Raw genomic sequence first — 15,406 nt, forward strand, 5'->3', positions numbered from 1 at the left:
ATGGCTTTCATGCCCTTCCGGCGAGGTTCACCGGCCGCTTCCGAGCAGGCCCGGGTGTCGGACACGGCGGTCGGCGACGCCGTCGCGCGCTTCGCCAGCGCCTGGGAGTCCTCGTCGTCCGCGCCCGATCTGGTCGCCTATCTGCCCGCGTCGCCGGCACTTCGCCGGGTCACGCTCATCGAACTGATCAAGGTCGACCTGGAGAACCGCTGGCTGCGCGGCGACCACCCGAAACGGCTGGCGCAATACTGCGAGGAGCTGCCCGAACTGCGGCGGTGGCCGCTGCCGCCGGACCTGCTGTACGAGGAGTTCCACATCCGGCGGCGCAGCGGCGAGTCGGTCGAGGCGAACGAGTACACGCTGAGCTTTCCGGGGCAGGCGGGCGAACTCGGCGAACTGCTCGGCACCGGCGAATATCAGAGCACCTCGCTCCATCACGGGGAGATGACCCAGTCGGCGAGCCCCGGCTCGCTCGACGACCTCGAGGTAGGCAGGCGCATCGACGACTTCGACCTGATGACCGTTCTCGGCCGGGGCGCGTTCGCGCGGGTGTTCCTCGCCCGGCAGCGGTCGCTGCAGCGACTGGTCGCGGTGAAGATCTCTCAGGACCGCGGCACCGAGCCGCAGACCCTGGCCCAGTTCGACCACGACTACATCGTCCGGGTCTTCGATCAGCGACTTCTCGCGGGCCGCGACCTGCGCCTGCTGTACATGCAGTACGTGCCGGGGGGAACGCTGCTCGACGTGGTCGGGCGGGTGCGGGAGACGCCGCCGGAATCGCGCAGCGGCGCCGTGCTGCTGGACGCGATCGACCGCGCCCTGGTCGGCAGGGGCGAGATCCGGCCCAGCGAATCTCGTGTGCGCCAGGAGATCGCGACGCTGACGTGGCCCGAGACGGTGGCCTGGCTCGGCCGGAGGCTGGCGCAGGCGCTCGACTACGCGGGCGCGCACGGCGTTCTGCACCGCGACGTCAAACCGGCAAACGTGCTGCTGACGGCCGAGGGCGTCCCGAAGCTCGCCGACTTCAACATCAGTTTCAGCGGCAACCTCGCGGGCGCGAGTCCGGTCGCGTACTTCGGCGGCTCGCTGGCCTACATGTCACCGGAACAGCTCGAGGCAATCCACCCGGACCGGCCGGGCACACCCGCCGATCTCGACACCCGCAGCGACCTGTACTCGCTCGCCGTCGTCCTGTGGGAGTTGCTGACCGGCGCAAGACCTTTCGACGACAGTGACGCCGAGCTCCACTCCCACCCGCCCGGCGACCGCACCACCCTCGACGCGATGCTCGCGCGGCGGCGGGGGCACGACGAACCGGCCGTCGCCGAGCTGCCCGCCGACTGTCCGAATGCGCTGCGGCGAGTGTTGCTGAAATCGCTGGCGCCGGAACCGAAGGACCGGTTCTCGTCCGGGGGCGAACTCGCCCAGCAACTCGATGTCTGCCTCGACGCGCACGCCCGGGATCTGGTCGATCCGCCGCCGGGGAGCCGGCGCCTGCGGATGCGCCGGTGGACGCACCCGATCATGTTCCTGGCCATCGCAGTTCCCAATCTGCTGGCCATCCTGTACAGCTACCACCACAACACCACGCTGATCATCAGCAAGCTTCCGCCCGGCGCGCAGGACAGCTTCGAGCGGATCACCCGGATCGACTATACGATCGCGTTCCTGATCGGGACCGTGGGCACGCTGTCGATGGTGCTCTACTTGACGGCGGTGGCCGGCGGTCTGCGCCGCGGGAGGGTGTACACCGGCGCCCAACTCGCCCGCGCCCGCAAGGACACCCTGCTGCTCGGCCAGCGGTGTGCACTGCTGTGTCTCGGGCTGTGGGTGGTCACCGGCATCATCGTGCCGATCACGCTGGAGGTGAGCGGCAGTGAGGTTCCGTGGAACACCGTCGTCCACTTCACCGCGTCCCAGCTCGTCTGCGGAGCGATCGCCGTGGTCTACCCGTTCTTCTTCGTGAACTTCTTTGCCGTGCGCTGCCTGTACCCGGTCTTCCTGCGGCACGGCGAGATCAGTGCCTCGGACGCCCGGATGCTGAAGCGGTTGGGACGGCGCAGCACGTTCTTCCTCGCCGCGGCCGCCGCCGTGCCGCTGCTCGGCGTCGCGGGGGCCACGTTCATTCCCCCGGAGGACCTGCCCCGCGTCATCGTCGCGCTCCGCGTCCTGTGCGTCGGCAGCGTCGTCGCGTTCGTCGGGGCCTACTGGATGTTCCGGATGCTGTCGGAGGACCTGCAGGCGCTGCAGCGTGTCGTGTCCGGTGCGCCGCGGCACGAGTGATCAGTTCGAACCGGTGAACGTCAGCCACAGCAGCGACACGTTGAGCACGACGATCAGCGACGCCGCCACCCAGGCGGCGACCGTGGTGGCCGTCGCGTTGCGGTGGACACCCATCAGGTCGCGGCTCGACGTCATCCGCACGAGGGGGACCACCGCGAACGGGATGCACAGGCTCAGAACGACCTGGCTGAGGACGAGCGCGAAGGTGGGATCGACGCCGACCGCCAGCACGACCAGTGCGGGAATCAGGGTGACGACCCGGCGCAGCAGCAGCGGGATGCGCATCGACAGCAGGCCGTACATGATCTCGGATCCGGCGGCGCAGCCGATCGAGGTGGAGGCCAGACCGGAGGCCAGCAGCCCGACGGCGAAGATGACGGCGACGGTGGGGCCGAGTGAACTCTGGATGGCGGCGTGCGCACCGTCGATCGAATCGGTGCCGGGAATGCCGCGCAGGGCCGAGGCGGCGAGGAGCAGCATGCCGATGTTCACCGCACCCGCCACGATCAGCGCACCGACCACGTCCCACTTCGTCACCCGCAGCAGTCGCGCGAGGCGCGGGCCTTCGAGGTCGTTCCCGTGCCGGTCGCGGGCGAGAGCGGAATGGAGGTAGATCGCATGCGGCATCACGGTGGCGCCGAGCATGCTCGCGGCGAGCAGCACCGTCTCGGTGCCTTCGAACCGCGGCACGAGACCGGCGAGTGCGTCCGGGCCCGACACGTCGGTGAACGCGAGTCCGGTGAGGAACCCGACGGTGATGATCGTGAGGAGTCCCATCACGACGAACTCGAACGTCCGCTGACCGCGGCGGCTCTGGATCGACAGGATGCCCATCGACACGACACCCGTGATCAGGCCGCCGACGAACAGGGGAACGCCGAACAGGAGGTTGAGCGCGATCGCCCCGCCGATTACCTCGGCGAGATCGGTGGCGATCGCCATCGCCTCCGCCTGCAACCAGAACGCACGACGGTTGCCGGTCCGGAGTCGGGTCCCCAGCATCTCCGGCAGCGATTTGCCGGTGACCAGCCCGAGCTTGGCGGACAGGTACTGCACCAGCACAGCCATGGCATTGGCGAGCACGAGGACCCAGACGAGCAGGTATCCGTACTTCGCGCCCGCGGTGAGGTTGGCGGCCACGTTTCCGGGGTCGACGTACGCGATGGCCGCCACGAACGCTGGCCCGAGGAGCGCGACCGTTCGGAGGCTGCCCTTGCGGCGGGGTGCGCGGCGCGGGAGGAGAGGGCGGGGGGCCTCGATGCTCACGGAGCTCCTGATTTTCGTCGCGTAGATCTACCTGCTGATTCGTATCTCCGCACTATAGATTTAGGTGATACGAACTTTCAAGTGTGGAGTGCGGATCGGCTCGAAAACCGGCACGCCGGGCTATATTTACTAGAACGTGTTCTACTCACGACTCGTTCTACTGACTGCGGAAGGGGAGTCCCGATGGGTCAGGTTCTCGACAGAATCGAAGGCGTCGCCGAGGAGATTCGCGGGCAGGCCGTCCGGTCGGAGGCGGACTGCCGGCTCACCGACACCGCAGCCGGCCTCATCCGCGACTCCGGGGCGATCCGGTTGCTGCAGCCCAAGCTGTACGGCGGCTACGAGGTCCACCCCCGCGAATTTGCCGAGACCGTCATGGCTATTGCCTCACTCGACGGTGCGAGCGGATGGGTCGCCGGGGTCGTCGGCGTGCACCCGTGGGAACTGGCGTTCGCCGCCCCGCAGGTGCAGGAGGAAATCTGGGGCGAGGACAACGACACGTGGATGGCGTCGCCGTACGCGCCCATGGGCATCGCGACACCGGTCGACGGCGGTTACCTCCTGAACGGTCGGTGGTCGTTCTCGTCCGGAACCGACCACTGTCGGTGGGCCTTCCTCGGGGCGATGGTCGGCGACGGCGACGGCGGTATCGCGCTGCCGCCGTCGTCGCTGCACGTGATTCTGCCGCGCACCGACTATCAGATCGTCGAGGACACGTGGGACGTCATCGGACTGCGCGGAACGGGAAGCAAGGACCTGATCGTCGACGGTGCCTTCGTCCCCGGATACCGGACGTTGAACGCGTCGAAGGTGATGGACGGGCGGGCGCAGAAGGAGGCGGGCAGACCCGAACCACTGTTCAACATGCCCTACTCCTGCATGTTCCCGCTCGGCATCACCGCCGCCGTCATCGGCATCACCGAGGGCGCGCTGGCCTGTCACATCGCGGTGCAGAAGGACCGCGTCGCCATCACGGGCCAGAAGATCAAGGAGGACCCCTACGTCCTCAGCGCGATCGGGGAATCCGCCGCCGAGATCAATGCGTCCCGGGTTTCCCTCATCGAGACCGCGGACCGGTTCTACGACAAGGTCGACGCGGGCAAGGAGGTCACGTTCGAGGAGCGTGCAATCGGACGCCGCACCCAGATCGCCGCGGCCTGGCGTGCGGTGCGTGCGGTGGACGAGATCTTCGCGCGCGCCGGCGGTGGCGCGCTGCACTACAAGACGCCGATGCAACGGTTCTGGCGGGACGCGCACGCCGGTCTCGCTCACGCCGTCCACGTGCCCGGACCCACCAACCACGCGAGCGCGCTCACCCAGCTCGGCGGCGAACCGCAGGGAATGATGCGCGCGATGATCTGAACGCCGGGGGCCGAGTCTCGGCCCCCGGCATCGGATCAGACTGCGGCCGCGGCGAATCCGGTCTCGAGGTCGGCGAGGATGTCGTCGATTCCCTCGATGCCGACGGCGAGACGGACCAGTCCGGGCGTCACGCCGGCAGCGAGCTGCTCCTCCGGGGTGAGCTGCGAGTGCGTCGTCGACGCCGGGTGGATCACCAGCGAGCGCACGTCGCCGATGTTCGCGACGTGGCTGTGGAGGGTGAGCGCGTTGACGAACTTCTTGCCGGCATCGACACCGCCTGCCAGTTCGAACGTCACGATCGCACCCGGACCCTTCGGGGTGAGCTGCCGTGCGCGCTCGTGCCACGGCGAGGACGGCAGACCCGCGTACGCCACGGATGTGACGTCCGTGTGTGCCTCGAGGAACTCGGCGACCTTCTGCGCGTTGGCGACGTGCCGCTCCACCCGCAGGCTGAGGGTCTCGATGCCCTGGGCGATGAGGAACGCGTTGAACGGGGCGACCGCGGAACCGAGGTCGCGCAGCAACTGCACGCGCGCCTTCAACGCGTACGCCGGGGCGCCGAGGTTCGCGAACACGACGCCGTGGTAGCTCGGGTCAGGGGTGGTGAAGTTGCCGTGCCTGCCCTGGGTCCAGTCGAACGTGCCGCCGTCGACGATGACGCCCGCGATGGCCGTGCCGTGGCCGCCGAGGTACTTGGTGGCCGAGTGCACCACGATGTCCGCGCCGTGCTTCAGCGGCTGCAGCAGATACGGTGTGGCCACCGTGTTGTCGACGATCAGCGGGATCCCGTTGTCGTGACCGACCTTCGAGATTCCCGGGATGTCCAGGATGTGGTTCTTCGGGTTGGCGATCGTCTCACCGTAGAACGCCTTCGTGTTCGGGCGGACGGCGCTGCGCCACTGCTCGAGGTCGTCCGGGTCTTCGACGAACGAGACCTCGATGCCGAGCTTGGGCAGCGTGTAGTGGAAGAGGTTGTACGTGCCCCCGTACAGGTACGGGCTGGAGACGATGTGATCGCCTGCCTCCGCGAGATTCAGCACCGCAAAGGTTTCCGCGGCCTGCCCGGACGACAGCAGGAGGGCGGCGACGCCGCCTTCGAGGGCGGCGATGCGCTGCTCGACCGCGTCCTGGGTGGGATTCATGATGCGGGTGTAGATGTTGCCGGGCTCGGCCAGACCGAACAGCGCGGCAGCGTGATCGGTGCTGTCGAACGTGTACGAGGTGGTCTGGTAGATCGGCAGCGCCCGCGCCTTCGTGGTCGCGTCGGACGTCTGCCCGGCGTGGATCTGCTTGGTCTCGAACGACCAGTTGGCGGTGGGATCGATGCTCTCGGTCACGAGTGGAGTCCTCCGGATTCGGTGCAGTGGATGTGATGAATCAGTTGTCGCCGGTAGCTGTTTCGACCACGGTGTGGACCGGGGTCGGATTGCGGGTCAGGTCGAGGACGGGGCAGTGCGCGTCGACCGCTTCCTGCAGTTCGAGGTAGCGCTCCCGCGATTCCGGACCGGTGAGTGTCACGACGACGCGCACCTCTCCGAACCCGGGGCGGACGGCGTCGTCGAAGCCGAAGAACCCGCGCACGTCGAGGTCTCCCTCCGCGCGTGCCGAGATGTCGTCGACACGGACACCGAGCTTCTCGGCCCAGAAGCGGTACGTCACCACCTGGCAGGAAAGCAGCGAAGCGAGGTAGTACTCCACGGGATTGGCGGCGGAGTGCTCACCGCCGAGCGCGGGCGGCTCGTCCACCTCGACGCTGTACTTGCCGAGCGAGACGGTGCTCGCGACGGCGTCGTGGGCCTGCGCGGAGGCGGTGAAGACGACGTGCGCGTTCGCGGAATCCTGCGACACGGCGTCGCGGGTGGCGCTGATGACGGACGTGAGATGTGAAACGGATGCAGTGGTCACGAGTGACGAATCCTTCGAAAACGTGGGTGTGCAGAGAGAACCCGGCGTGGGAGAACATCACGCCGGGACGGGTCCGATCAGGAGATCGGACACCTCGAGGTACACACCAGTGCGAAATCGACATGGCGGCGCCGCGTCAGCAGCTCGCCTGAGTCGATCACACCGGATTCGGTCACGGATCAGACTGTAACCGCACGACACGCATTCCGACCAGTCCCATAGGAAATTCTGCTCACGGAGTGGGCAGCGCGCGGCACAGGGCGTCGAGCGTGGCGGCGAAGCGGGCGGACGACGGCGTGCTGTAGCCGACGACGAGCCCGTCCGGCCGGTCCGCGGGACCGTCCGGATGACGGAACGTGCGCAGACCCTCCACCGCGAGACCGAGGCCCGCGGCCCGGCCGACGGTGGCCGCCTCGGTCCCGGCCGGAAGTTCGAGGACGGCGTGCAGGCCGGCCGCGATGCCGGTGACGTGCACGTGCGGTGACCGCGCGGCGAGCGTCTCGACGAGGGTGTCGCGCCGGCGGCGGTACAGGGTGCGCATCCTGCGGACGTGCCGGTCGAACGCGCCCCGTTCGATGAAGTCCGCCAGGGTCAGCTGGTCCGTCGCGCTGACCCACCTCTCGTACACGCCCTTGACCGCCAGGACGTCGTCGATCACGTGTTCCGGCAACACCATCCACCCCACACGGATCGCGGGAGACAGGGTCTTGCTCACGGTGCCCAGGTACGCCACCTGTTCCGGGGCCAGACCCTGCAGGGCGCCGACGGGTTGGCGGTCGTACCGGAACTCTCCGTCGTAATCGTCCTCGATCACGATCCCACCGGTCGTGCGCGCCCATTCCACGAAAGCCGTTCTCCTGCTGGGGTGGAGCGGACCTCCGGTGGGGAATTGGTGGGCCGGGGTGAGCAGTGCCGCGGACAGCCGCGTACCCGTCGCGTCCGGGGGCTGGGCGCCGTGGGCGTCGAGGTGCAGGGGCACGGTGACGGCCCCGGCGTCGCCGAGCAGTTCGCGATGGAAATGCAGCCCGTACCCTTCGACGGCGACCGGTCCCTGCACGGCGCGGGCGAGGAGCCACAGTCCATGCCCCGAACTCGCGCTGACCACAATCCGATCGGGATCGGTGCGGACCCCTCGTGCCCGGGCCAGGTATTCGGCGACGGCGCGGCGCAGTTCGGGGCGGCCCCGCGGATCGCCCGGACCGAACGCGTCGTGGGGTGCCGCGGTGAGCGCCCGGCGCGCCGACGCCATCCAGGCGGCACGGGGAAACTCCGCGACGTCGGGCGAACCGGGCAGCAGGCTCCACGCGGGCCGGGGTGCGGAGGCGGAGCGGGTCTGCGCGCGGTGGGCGGTCTCGCGTGCCCGATCGGCGACCCGGGTCCCCGATCCCTGCCGTGCCGTGAGCCACCCCTCCGCGACGAGTTCGGAGTACGCCTCGGCGACGGTGTTGCGGGCGACGCCGAGGTCGAGGGCCAGCGCGCGGGAGGGCGGGAGGGTGGTGCCTGCGACGAGCCGTCCCGAGCGGATCGACTCGCGCAGCGCGGACACCAGAGCGGCGCGCACCCCGGAAGTCCGTCCACCGGCGGGTGCGGCGAGGTCGAGATGGAGGTCGCGGCCCAGACCAGAATTGGCCCAAGATTTCATGCTCGAATTGAACCATGGAGATGGGCTATTTCGCGCTTACTGTTCTCCTATGACCACAACAGAGCGCAAGACCCGAGTCGACCTCGCACGCAAGGCCCCCGCCGTCTACAAGGCGATGATCGCCCTCGACGCCGCCGCCCGGCAGGGCCTCGACCCGGAACTCGTCGAGTTGGTGCTCACCCGTTGCTCCCAGATCAATCACTGCGCGTGGTGCATCGACATGCACACCGCCGATGCCCGCAAGATCGGCATCAGCGAACAGAAACTGTTCCTGCTCGGCGCGTGGGAGGAAATGCACGGCCTGTACACCGACAAGGAGCGCGCCGCGCTCGCCCTCGCCGAGTCGATCACCGTGCTGACCGACGGCTTCGTCCCGGACTCGGTGTACGAGGAGGCGGCGGAACATTTCGACGAGACCGAACTGGCCCAGCTCATCTCGCTGGTGCTCACGATCAACGCGTGGAATCGCATCGCCGTCAGCACCCGCAAGATCCCGCGAGTGCGCTAACCCCTCAGAAGTTTCCGCGGGCGGCTTGTTCGCGTTCGATGGCTTCGAAGAGGGCTTTGAAGTTGCCGATGCCGAAGCCGAGGGAGCCGTGGCGTTCGATGAGTTCGAAGAACACGGTGGGCCGGTCGACGAGGGGTTTGGTGAAGATCTGCAGCAGGTAGCCGTCCTCGTCGCGGTCGACGAGGATGCCGCGTTTCTGCAACTCCTCGATCGGGGCGCGGACGTTGCCGATCCGGGCCCGCAGTTCGGGATCCTGGTAGTAGGAGTCCGGGGTGGCCAGGAACTCCACACCCTCGGCGGTGAGCCGGTCCACGGCGGTGAGAATGTCATTGGTGGCCAGCGCCAGGTGCTGGGCGCCGGGGCCGCCGTAGAAGTCGAGGTACTCGTCGATCTGCGACCGTTTCTTGGCGATGGCGGGCTCGTTGAGCGGGAACTTCACGCGGTGGTTGCCGTTGGAGACGACCTTCGACATCAGCGCGGAGTAGTCGGTGGCGATGTCCTCGCCGACGAATTCGGCCATGTTCGTGAAGCCCATGACCCGGTTGTAGAAGTCGACCCAGTGGTCCATCCTGCCGAGTTCGACGTTGCCGACGACGTGGTCGAGGGCCTGGAACAGGCGCTTGGGGGCGCCGTCCCGTCGGGTGTGCGACGACGTCCGGGCGAGGTAGCCGGGCAGGTAGGGGCCGGTGTAGTGGCTGCGGTCGACGAGGGTGTGGCGGGTGTCGCCGTAGGTGGCGATCGCGGCGATCCGGACGGTGCCGTGTTCGTCGGTCACGTCGTGGGGTTCGTCGAGGACGGTGGCGCCCTGGGCGCGGGCGTGGGCGATGCATTTGTCGACGTCGGGGACGGCGAGGGCGATGTCGACGACGCCGTCGCCGTGGGCGCGGTGGTGCTCGATCAGCGGGCTGCCGGGGTTCACGGCGCCCTTGATGACGAACCGGACGGCGCCGGATTCGAGGACGAAGCTGTGGTGGTCGCGGTTGCCGGTGGTCGGTCCGGAGTAGGCGACGAGGGTCATCCCGAACGCGGACTGGAAGTAGTGGGCGGTCTGGGTGGCGTTGCCGACCACCCAGACGACGGCGTCCCAGCCGCTGACCGGGAACGGGTCGCGGGTGCCGTCGTATTCGACGAGCCCGACCAGCTGCTCGAGCTGGCCGAGGTCGAGACCTGCCAGGCGTTCCTTGTCGGTGAGAGTCTGCTCGATCGTCATGATGGTGCCTTTCCTTGCAACGGTTTTCGGGTACGGAGAAGGTGAGTGCGACTGCGCACCGGGGGAGTGGCGAATGCCTGACACAGAGGTAACCGGCCGCCGGCCCGGTCGTCAACCGAGTCCCGCACATCTAGCCGCATCGACGGATGAGAGCAGCCCCGCCCCCGCTTTCCTATACAATCTGAATACTTCAATGGGGCAATAGAAATGGACTGCGATGGTTGCGCGGAGTGAGATCGGCGTCGGAGTGCTCGCACGCGCGGTGGCGATCCTCGACGTCGTGGAGGCGAGCCCGATGGGTGCGAGCGACCTCGCCCGCGAATTGGACCTGTCCCTGTCGACCACGTACCGGCTGGCCACGGACATGGTCAAGCACGGCCTCCTCCGGAAGGATCAGGAAGGCCGTTTCTACCTCGGTCAGCGTTTCGTCACGACGGCGCTGAGCGACCTCGCCATCCCAGCGCTGCGCGAATTGGCGGAGATGACAGGCGAATCCGCACAGCTATGGGTGCGGCGGGGCGAATCGCGGCTGTGCGCGGCCAGCGTCGACTCGCAGCACGAATTGCGGGTCGCGCTGCCCGTCGGAACACTGGTGCCGCTTCCTCAGGGGTCGAGTGGGCACGTGCTGTCCGGAGACTGGGAGACCGACCCCGAGGCGGTGAAATCGGGTTGGTGGGTGTCGGTTTCGGAACGGACGCCGGGATCCGCCTCCATCAGCGCACCCGTTCGCAGGCACGGCGAGATCGTGGCCGCCGTGTGCGTGTCCGGTCCGGAGGGGCGCATGGGGGAGGATCTGGGCGCCCGGATGGGCCACGCAGTCGTCGCTGCTGCGCGGCAGATCGAGAAGTCGGTGCCGGGCGACTGACTCGTTCAGGCGATGTCGAACGTGGTGACGTCGGCCGACCGATGTTGCTGCGCCAGTTGACGGTAGACCGCGGCGTTGGCGGCGTTGTGGGCCACCTCGTCGTCGGTCAGTTCCCGGCGGACCTTCGCGGGCACACCGGCGACGAGTGAGCGCGGCGGAATCTGCGAGCCTTCGAGCACCAGTGCGCCGGCCGCGATCAGCGACTTCTCGCCGATCACCGCGCCGTTGAGAACGGTGGCCCCCATACCCACGAGTGCGCCGTCCCCCACGGTGCAGCCGTGCAGCACGGCGTTGTGCCCCACACTGACGTCCCGGCCGACGACGACGGGAAACCCCGGGTCGACGTGAACGGCCACTCCGTCCTGGATGTTGCTGCCCTCGCCGAGGGTGATGGAATCGCAATCGGCCCGCAGCACCGCGCCGTACCAGACGCTGGTCTCCGCGCCGAGGGTCGCGGCGCCGATCACCGCCGCGGTCGGCGCGACCCACGCGGTCTTCTCCGCGCGCGGCGACCGTCCGTTGATCGCAACGACGTGTGGTTCTCTCACCGTGTTCTCCTCCTGTCGAGCAGCGGATTCGCGCTGCATCTCGCAGCGTTCCGTCGTCCATTGTCGTGTGGCGCGGACTCCGGGCATTGCCAATTGTGACTGCTACCACTACCGTCATTCTTATCAGACAGGAATCCAACTGCCAAATAATGAGAATCAGCAGGTAGGACCCCAGTCGCCATCCGGTACAGATCGACGAGGGAGAACTCTCACATGCAGGTCCCAGAGAACGGCCCACTGCACGGCATCCGTGTGCTGGAACTCGGCAACTTCATCGCGGCCCCCATGGCGAGCCGCATCTTCGCCGACTTCGGCGCCGAGGTCGTCAAGATCGAACGGCCGGGCGTCGGCGACGAACTGCGGGGCTGGCGCCGCCGTCGCGGCGCGACGTCGATGATGTTCCGCACCATCGCCCGCAACAAGCGGTCCGTCACGCTCGACCTCCGGACGGACGAGGGCCGCGCCATCATCCTCGACCTCGCCGCCAAGTCGGACGTCGTCATCGAGAACTTCCGGCCGGGAACGCTCGAGCGGTGGGGCATCGGTCCCGACCAGCTGACGGCCGCCAACCCCGACATCGTCCTCGTGCGGATCTCCGGCTACGGGCAGACCGGCCCGTACCGGGAGCGCACCGGATTCGGCGGTGTCGCCGAGGCCTTCGGCGGGCTGCGGCACGTCACCGGCTACCCGGACCGCCCATCCGTCCGGGCGGCCGCCCCCATCGCCGACACCCTCGCCGGGCTGCACGGCGCGATCGGCGCCCTGATGATGTTGCTGGCCAAGGCGAGACAGGGCGATCACTCGACCCCGCGGGTGGCGGACGTGGCCCTGTACGAATCGGTGTTCATGGCGATGGAGTCCCTCGTTCCCGATTACGACGCGTATGGCATGGTGCGCGAACGGACCGCGGGCAACCTGCCCGGCGTGGTGCCGAGCGGTGTCTATCCGTGCGACGGCGGCTCCGTGATGATCGCCGGTAACTCGAGCGGCGTGTTCGGCCGGCTGATGCAGGCCGTGGGACGGGGCGATCTCGCCGACGATCCCGAACTGGCCGACGGGGATCAGCGATTCCGGCGTGAAGCCGAACTCGACGACGCGATCTCCTCGTGGACGTCGCAGCGGCGTCCCCGTGACGTCGTCGCCGAACTCGGCGCCGCAGGCGTGCCGGTGGGCGAGGTGTACGACGCGGTCCAGATTGCGGACGACGAGCACTACAACGCCCGCGGCATGCTGCAGAGCCTGAAGGTGTCCGTCGACGGGGAACCCGAAGAGGTGCGCTTTCCCGGAGTCGTCCCGCAGCTCGACGGCGAACCCACCCAGATCCGCTGGGCCGGCCCCGAGCTGGGTGAGCACACCGACGAGATCCTCGGCGGATTGCTGAACCTGTCGGGCGATCAGCTCGACGACTACCGCGCCCGCGACATCGTCTGAATCGGAGAAGTGAAATGACAGTCACCATAACGGATGTCGTACTGCGGGACGGACTGCAGGACGAGAACGCGGTCGTCTCCACCGACCGCAAGATCGCCGTCGCGGACGCACTCGTCGCCGCAGGCGTGAAGCACATCGAGGCGGCATCGTTCGTTTCGCCCACACGCGTCCCGCAGATGGCGGACGCCGACGACGTCATCGCCCGGCTGCCCCGCACCGATCCGTCGGTCACCTACAGCGCACTCGCACTCAACCCGCGTGGGGTGCACCGCGCCGCCGCGACCGGCATCGACGAGATCCAGGTCGTGACGTCCGCCAGCGCCGGGCACAGCACCGCGAACACGGGCCGGAATCCGGACGAGGCGCTGACCGGACTCGCCGAGGCATTGCAGAAGTACCCGGACCGGAGTTTCCTCGGAGGTGTGTCGACCGCGTTCGTCTGCCCGTTCGAGGGCATCATCGCCCCCGCCGCGCTGGTGCGGGTGGCGCGCGCGATGGCCGCGATGGGTGTACGCAGGCTCGGGCTGGCCGACACCCTGGGAACGGCCACCACCGAGCAGGTGCTCGCATCGGTCGGGGCGGTGCGCGACGCCCTCCCCGACATCGAACTGAGCCTGCACCTCCACAACGCGCACGGGCAGGCCCTCGGCACCGTGATCGCCGCGCACCGGCACCTCGGCATCACGCACTTCGACAGCGCCATCGGAGGGTACGGCGGCTGCCCGTTCGCCCCGGGCGCCCACGGCAATCTCGCCACTGAGGAACTGGTAGCGCACCTCCACGCGCACGACATCGACACGGGGATCGATCAGCAGGCCCTCGGCCTCGCCGTCGGCACCGTGAAACTTGCTCTGGCACAAGCTCGGCCCCTCTCCGCAGTGTGAACTGCGCACTCACCCCGAAAGGCCGACCATGGTCTACGCAATCTCCATCGTCGCTCTGATCGCGATCTTCACCGTGGCGACACTCACCCCGATCAACATGGGCATCCTCGCGTTCGCCGGAGCATTCGTCATCGGCGGCTGGGTGTCCGGGATCCCGGTCGAGGACATCATCGACGCCTTCCCCGGCAGCACGTTCATCATCGTCGGCGGCATCACGCTGCTGTTCGCCATCGCGAAGACGAACGGGACCATCGACCTCGTCATCGAGGCCTCGCTGCGCCTCGTGCGCGGCAGGCGGTGGGCGATCCTGTGGATGATGTTCCTGCTGTCCGGGCTGCTGATGGCACTCGGGTCCGTGCTCGCGGTCGGGATGCTCGCCCCCATCGCGATGCCCCTCGCGGCGAAGAACAAGATCAATCCGTTCCTCATGGGCATGGTGATCAGCCACGGCGCCCTGGCCTGCGCGTTCTCGCCCATCAACCTCTACGGCGCGTTCATCAACGGACTGATGGACTCCACCGGCGTGGGGGCGAACCCGCTGGTCCTGTTCGCCCTGCCGTTCGTCCTCAACCTGGCCATCGCGATCGTGCTGTTCCTGATCTACGGCCTCGACCTGATCGGGCGCCGCACCCCGCGCCCGGTCGGGGAGACCTCCGACGGCGGCGGATTCGGCGGTTCCTCGCGCCGGTCGTCCGGTGGTGGCGCCCCCGCCGGCGGTCCGGGCGGGAACACCGCGACGCTCACCGATCGCGAGGTCATCGAGGAAGCGCTGAGTCACGAGGGCATGAAGCCGGTGAAGATGGACAGGTACCGGTTCGCGACGCTCGCGGGCATCGGGTTCCTCGTCGTCGGGTCGGTCGCGTTCGGAATCGACGTAGGCGTCAGCGCGATCTGCATCAGCGCGGTCCTGCTGTTGATGGCGCCCAAGTCGCACCCCAAGGTCGTCGACAACGTGGCATGGCCCGCCGTGGTGCTCGTGTGCGGGATGCTCACCTACATGGCGGTCATGACGCAGAACGGCACGCTCGACTTCCTCGGTGACGCGGCGTCGGCTCTCGGTTCGCCGTTGCTGACCGCGTTGATCCTCTGCTACGCGGTCGCGATCATCTCCGCGTTCGGATCGTCGATCGGCACGCTCGGCATCGCACTGCCCCTCGCCGCGCCGATGCTCGCGATGGGGGAGGTGGGCGCCGTGGGATTCGTCGCCGCCCTGGCGTTCTCCGCGACAGTGGTCGACGTCAGCCCGTTCTCGACGAACGGCGTGATGGTGCTCGCCAACGCACAGGTCGAGGACAAGGCGCGGTTCCAGCGCAAGATGCTCGCCTATTGCGGCCTGATCGTGCTGTCGGCCCCGATGTTCGTCTGGGCGCTGGTCGTCGTGCCGACGTCCGTGTAGCTCTTCCGGGCAGTGCCGGTCGCCGTCTTCGGGGCGGTGACCGGCACTTCTCACGGTACGAGGCCGCCCGGTGTGAACTTTACGTACTTTAATCTTCATGTAATGA

Annotated in this window: 13 protein-coding genes; 7 read left to right on the forward strand and 6 right to left on the reverse strand. The window is 68.1% G+C overall.

Annotation, left to right across the window (positions count from 1 at the left end; all coding sequences use genetic code 11):
* Positions 1 to 2,283 carry a serine/threonine-protein kinase gene (locus tag JWS14_RS27880; protein WP_241031480.1) on the forward strand — a complete coding sequence of 761 codons (2,283 nt, stop codon included), beginning with the start codon at positions 1 to 3 and terminating at the stop codon, positions 2,281 to 2,283.
* Here JWS14_RS27880 and JWS14_RS27885 read toward each other — a convergent pair whose 3' ends face one another.
* A complete protein-coding gene (locus JWS14_RS27885; RefSeq protein WP_072944691.1) occupies positions 2,284 to 3,549 on the reverse strand; it encodes an Nramp family divalent metal transporter in 1,266 nt (421 codons plus the stop codon).
* 183 nt (positions 3,550 to 3,732) lie between these two features.
* On the opposite strand from JWS14_RS27885, the gene JWS14_RS27890 reads away from it, so the two are divergent.
* A complete protein-coding gene (locus JWS14_RS27890; RefSeq protein WP_206014861.1) occupies positions 3,733 to 4,911 on the forward strand; it encodes an acyl-CoA dehydrogenase family protein in 1,179 nt (392 codons plus the stop codon).
* Positions 4,912 to 4,946: 35 nt separating this feature from the next.
* On the opposite strand, the gene JWS14_RS27895 is transcribed toward JWS14_RS27890, so the two are convergent.
* The 3 genes from JWS14_RS27895 to pdxR all read right to left on the reverse strand — a co-directional run bounded on the left by JWS14_RS27895 (position 4,947) and on the right by pdxR (position 8,458).
* Positions 4,947 to 6,248 (reverse strand): bifunctional o-acetylhomoserine/o-acetylserine sulfhydrylase, encoded by a 1,302-nt coding sequence (locus JWS14_RS27895; protein WP_072944687.1) that lies wholly within the window; start codon positions 6,246 to 6,248, stop codon positions 4,947 to 4,949.
* Positions 6,249 to 6,288: 40 nt separating this feature from the next.
* Positions 6,289 to 6,816: an OsmC family protein gene (locus JWS14_RS27900; RefSeq protein WP_072944685.1), complete on the reverse strand. Its 528-nt coding sequence runs from the start codon at positions 6,814 to 6,816 to the stop codon at positions 6,289 to 6,291.
* Positions 6,817 to 7,048: 232 nt separating this feature from the next.
* Positions 7,049 to 8,458, reverse strand: a complete 1,410-nt coding sequence (gene pdxR, locus JWS14_RS27905) for a MocR-like pyridoxine biosynthesis transcription factor PdxR (RefSeq protein ID WP_072944683.1) — start codon at positions 8,456 to 8,458, stop codon at positions 7,049 to 7,051.
* Between the two features lie 49 nt (positions 8,459 to 8,507).
* Between pdxR and JWS14_RS27910 the strand changes: the two genes are divergently transcribed.
* Positions 8,508 to 8,966: a carboxymuconolactone decarboxylase family protein gene (locus JWS14_RS27910; protein WP_072944681.1), complete on the forward strand. Its 459-nt coding sequence runs from the start codon at positions 8,508 to 8,510 to the stop codon at positions 8,964 to 8,966.
* Positions 8,967 to 8,970: 4 nt separating this feature from the next.
* Here the strand turns inward: JWS14_RS27910 and hppD are convergent, their stop codons facing one another.
* The gene (gene hppD / locus JWS14_RS27915; protein WP_072944679.1) at positions 8,971 to 10,176 is read right to left on the reverse strand and encodes a 4-hydroxyphenylpyruvate dioxygenase; all 1,206 of its coding nucleotides are present in this window, start codon (positions 10,174 to 10,176) and stop codon (positions 8,971 to 8,973) included.
* Between the two features lie 217 nt (positions 10,177 to 10,393).
* Between hppD and JWS14_RS27920 the strand changes: the two genes are divergently transcribed.
* Positions 10,394 to 11,041: an IclR family transcriptional regulator gene (locus JWS14_RS27920; RefSeq protein WP_072944677.1), complete on the forward strand. Its 648-nt coding sequence runs from the start codon at positions 10,394 to 10,396 to the stop codon at positions 11,039 to 11,041.
* A 5-nt stretch (positions 11,042 to 11,046) separates the two neighbouring features.
* Here JWS14_RS27920 and JWS14_RS27925 read toward each other — a convergent pair whose 3' ends face one another.
* Positions 11,047 to 11,589 (reverse strand): gamma carbonic anhydrase family protein, encoded by a 543-nt coding sequence (locus JWS14_RS27925; RefSeq protein WP_179377646.1) that lies wholly within the window; start codon positions 11,587 to 11,589, stop codon positions 11,047 to 11,049.
* Positions 11,590 to 11,802: 213 nt separating this feature from the next.
* On the opposite strand from JWS14_RS27925, the gene JWS14_RS27930 reads away from it, so the two are divergent.
* Genes JWS14_RS27930 through JWS14_RS27940 form a run of 3 tightly spaced genes read left to right on the forward strand, consistent with a single transcriptional unit; the run spans position 11,803 to position 15,300 of the window.
* The gene (locus tag JWS14_RS27930; protein ID WP_072944673.1) at positions 11,803 to 13,020 is read left to right on the forward strand and encodes a CaiB/BaiF CoA transferase family protein; all 1,218 of its coding nucleotides are present in this window, start codon (positions 11,803 to 11,805) and stop codon (positions 13,018 to 13,020) included.
* A 14-nt stretch (positions 13,021 to 13,034) separates the two neighbouring features.
* Positions 13,035 to 13,904: a hydroxymethylglutaryl-CoA lyase gene (locus JWS14_RS27935; protein ID WP_206014862.1), complete on the forward strand. Its 870-nt coding sequence runs from the start codon at positions 13,035 to 13,037 to the stop codon at positions 13,902 to 13,904.
* Between the two features lie 28 nt (positions 13,905 to 13,932).
* Positions 13,933 to 15,300 carry an SLC13 family permease gene (locus tag JWS14_RS27940; protein ID WP_072944669.1) on the forward strand — a complete coding sequence of 456 codons (1,368 nt, stop codon included), beginning with the start codon at positions 13,933 to 13,935 and terminating at the stop codon, positions 15,298 to 15,300.
* The last annotated feature ends 106 nt before the right edge of the window (positions 15,301 to 15,406 follow it).

Source organism: Rhodococcus koreensis (genome assembly GCF_017068375.1).
Classification (GTDB): Bacteria; Actinomycetota; Actinomycetes; order Mycobacteriales; family Mycobacteriaceae; genus Rhodococcus_F; species Rhodococcus_F koreensis.

Coding starts and splice junctions, on each gene's coding strand:
- JWS14_RS27935 (WP_206014862.1), top strand. CDS start 13,035: ATGACAGTCACCATAACGGATGTCGTACTGCGGGACGGACTGCAGGAC.
- JWS14_RS27910 (WP_072944681.1), top strand. CDS start 8,508: ATGACCACAACAGAGCGCAAGACCCGAGTCGACCTCGCACGCAAGGCC.
- JWS14_RS27940 (WP_072944669.1), top strand. CDS start 13,933: ATGGTCTACGCAATCTCCATCGTCGCTCTGATCGCGATCTTCACCGTG.
- JWS14_RS27930 (WP_072944673.1), top strand. CDS start 11,803: ATGCAGGTCCCAGAGAACGGCCCACTGCACGGCATCCGTGTGCTGGAA.
- JWS14_RS27890 (WP_206014861.1), top strand. CDS start 3,733: ATGGGTCAGGTTCTCGACAGAATCGAAGGCGTCGCCGAGGAGATTCGC.
- JWS14_RS27920 (WP_072944677.1), top strand. CDS start 10,394: ATGGTTGCGCGGAGTGAGATCGGCGTCGGAGTGCTCGCACGCGCGGTG.
- JWS14_RS27880 (WP_241031480.1), top strand. CDS start 1: ATGGCTTTCATGCCCTTCCGGCGAGGTTCACCGGCCGCTTCCGAGCAG.
- pdxR (WP_072944683.1), bottom strand. CDS start 8,458: ATGAAATCTTGGGCCAATTCTGGTCTGGGCCGCGACCTCCATCTCGAC.
- hppD (WP_072944679.1), bottom strand. CDS start 10,176: ATGACGATCGAGCAGACTCTCACCGACAAGGAACGCCTGGCAGGTCTC.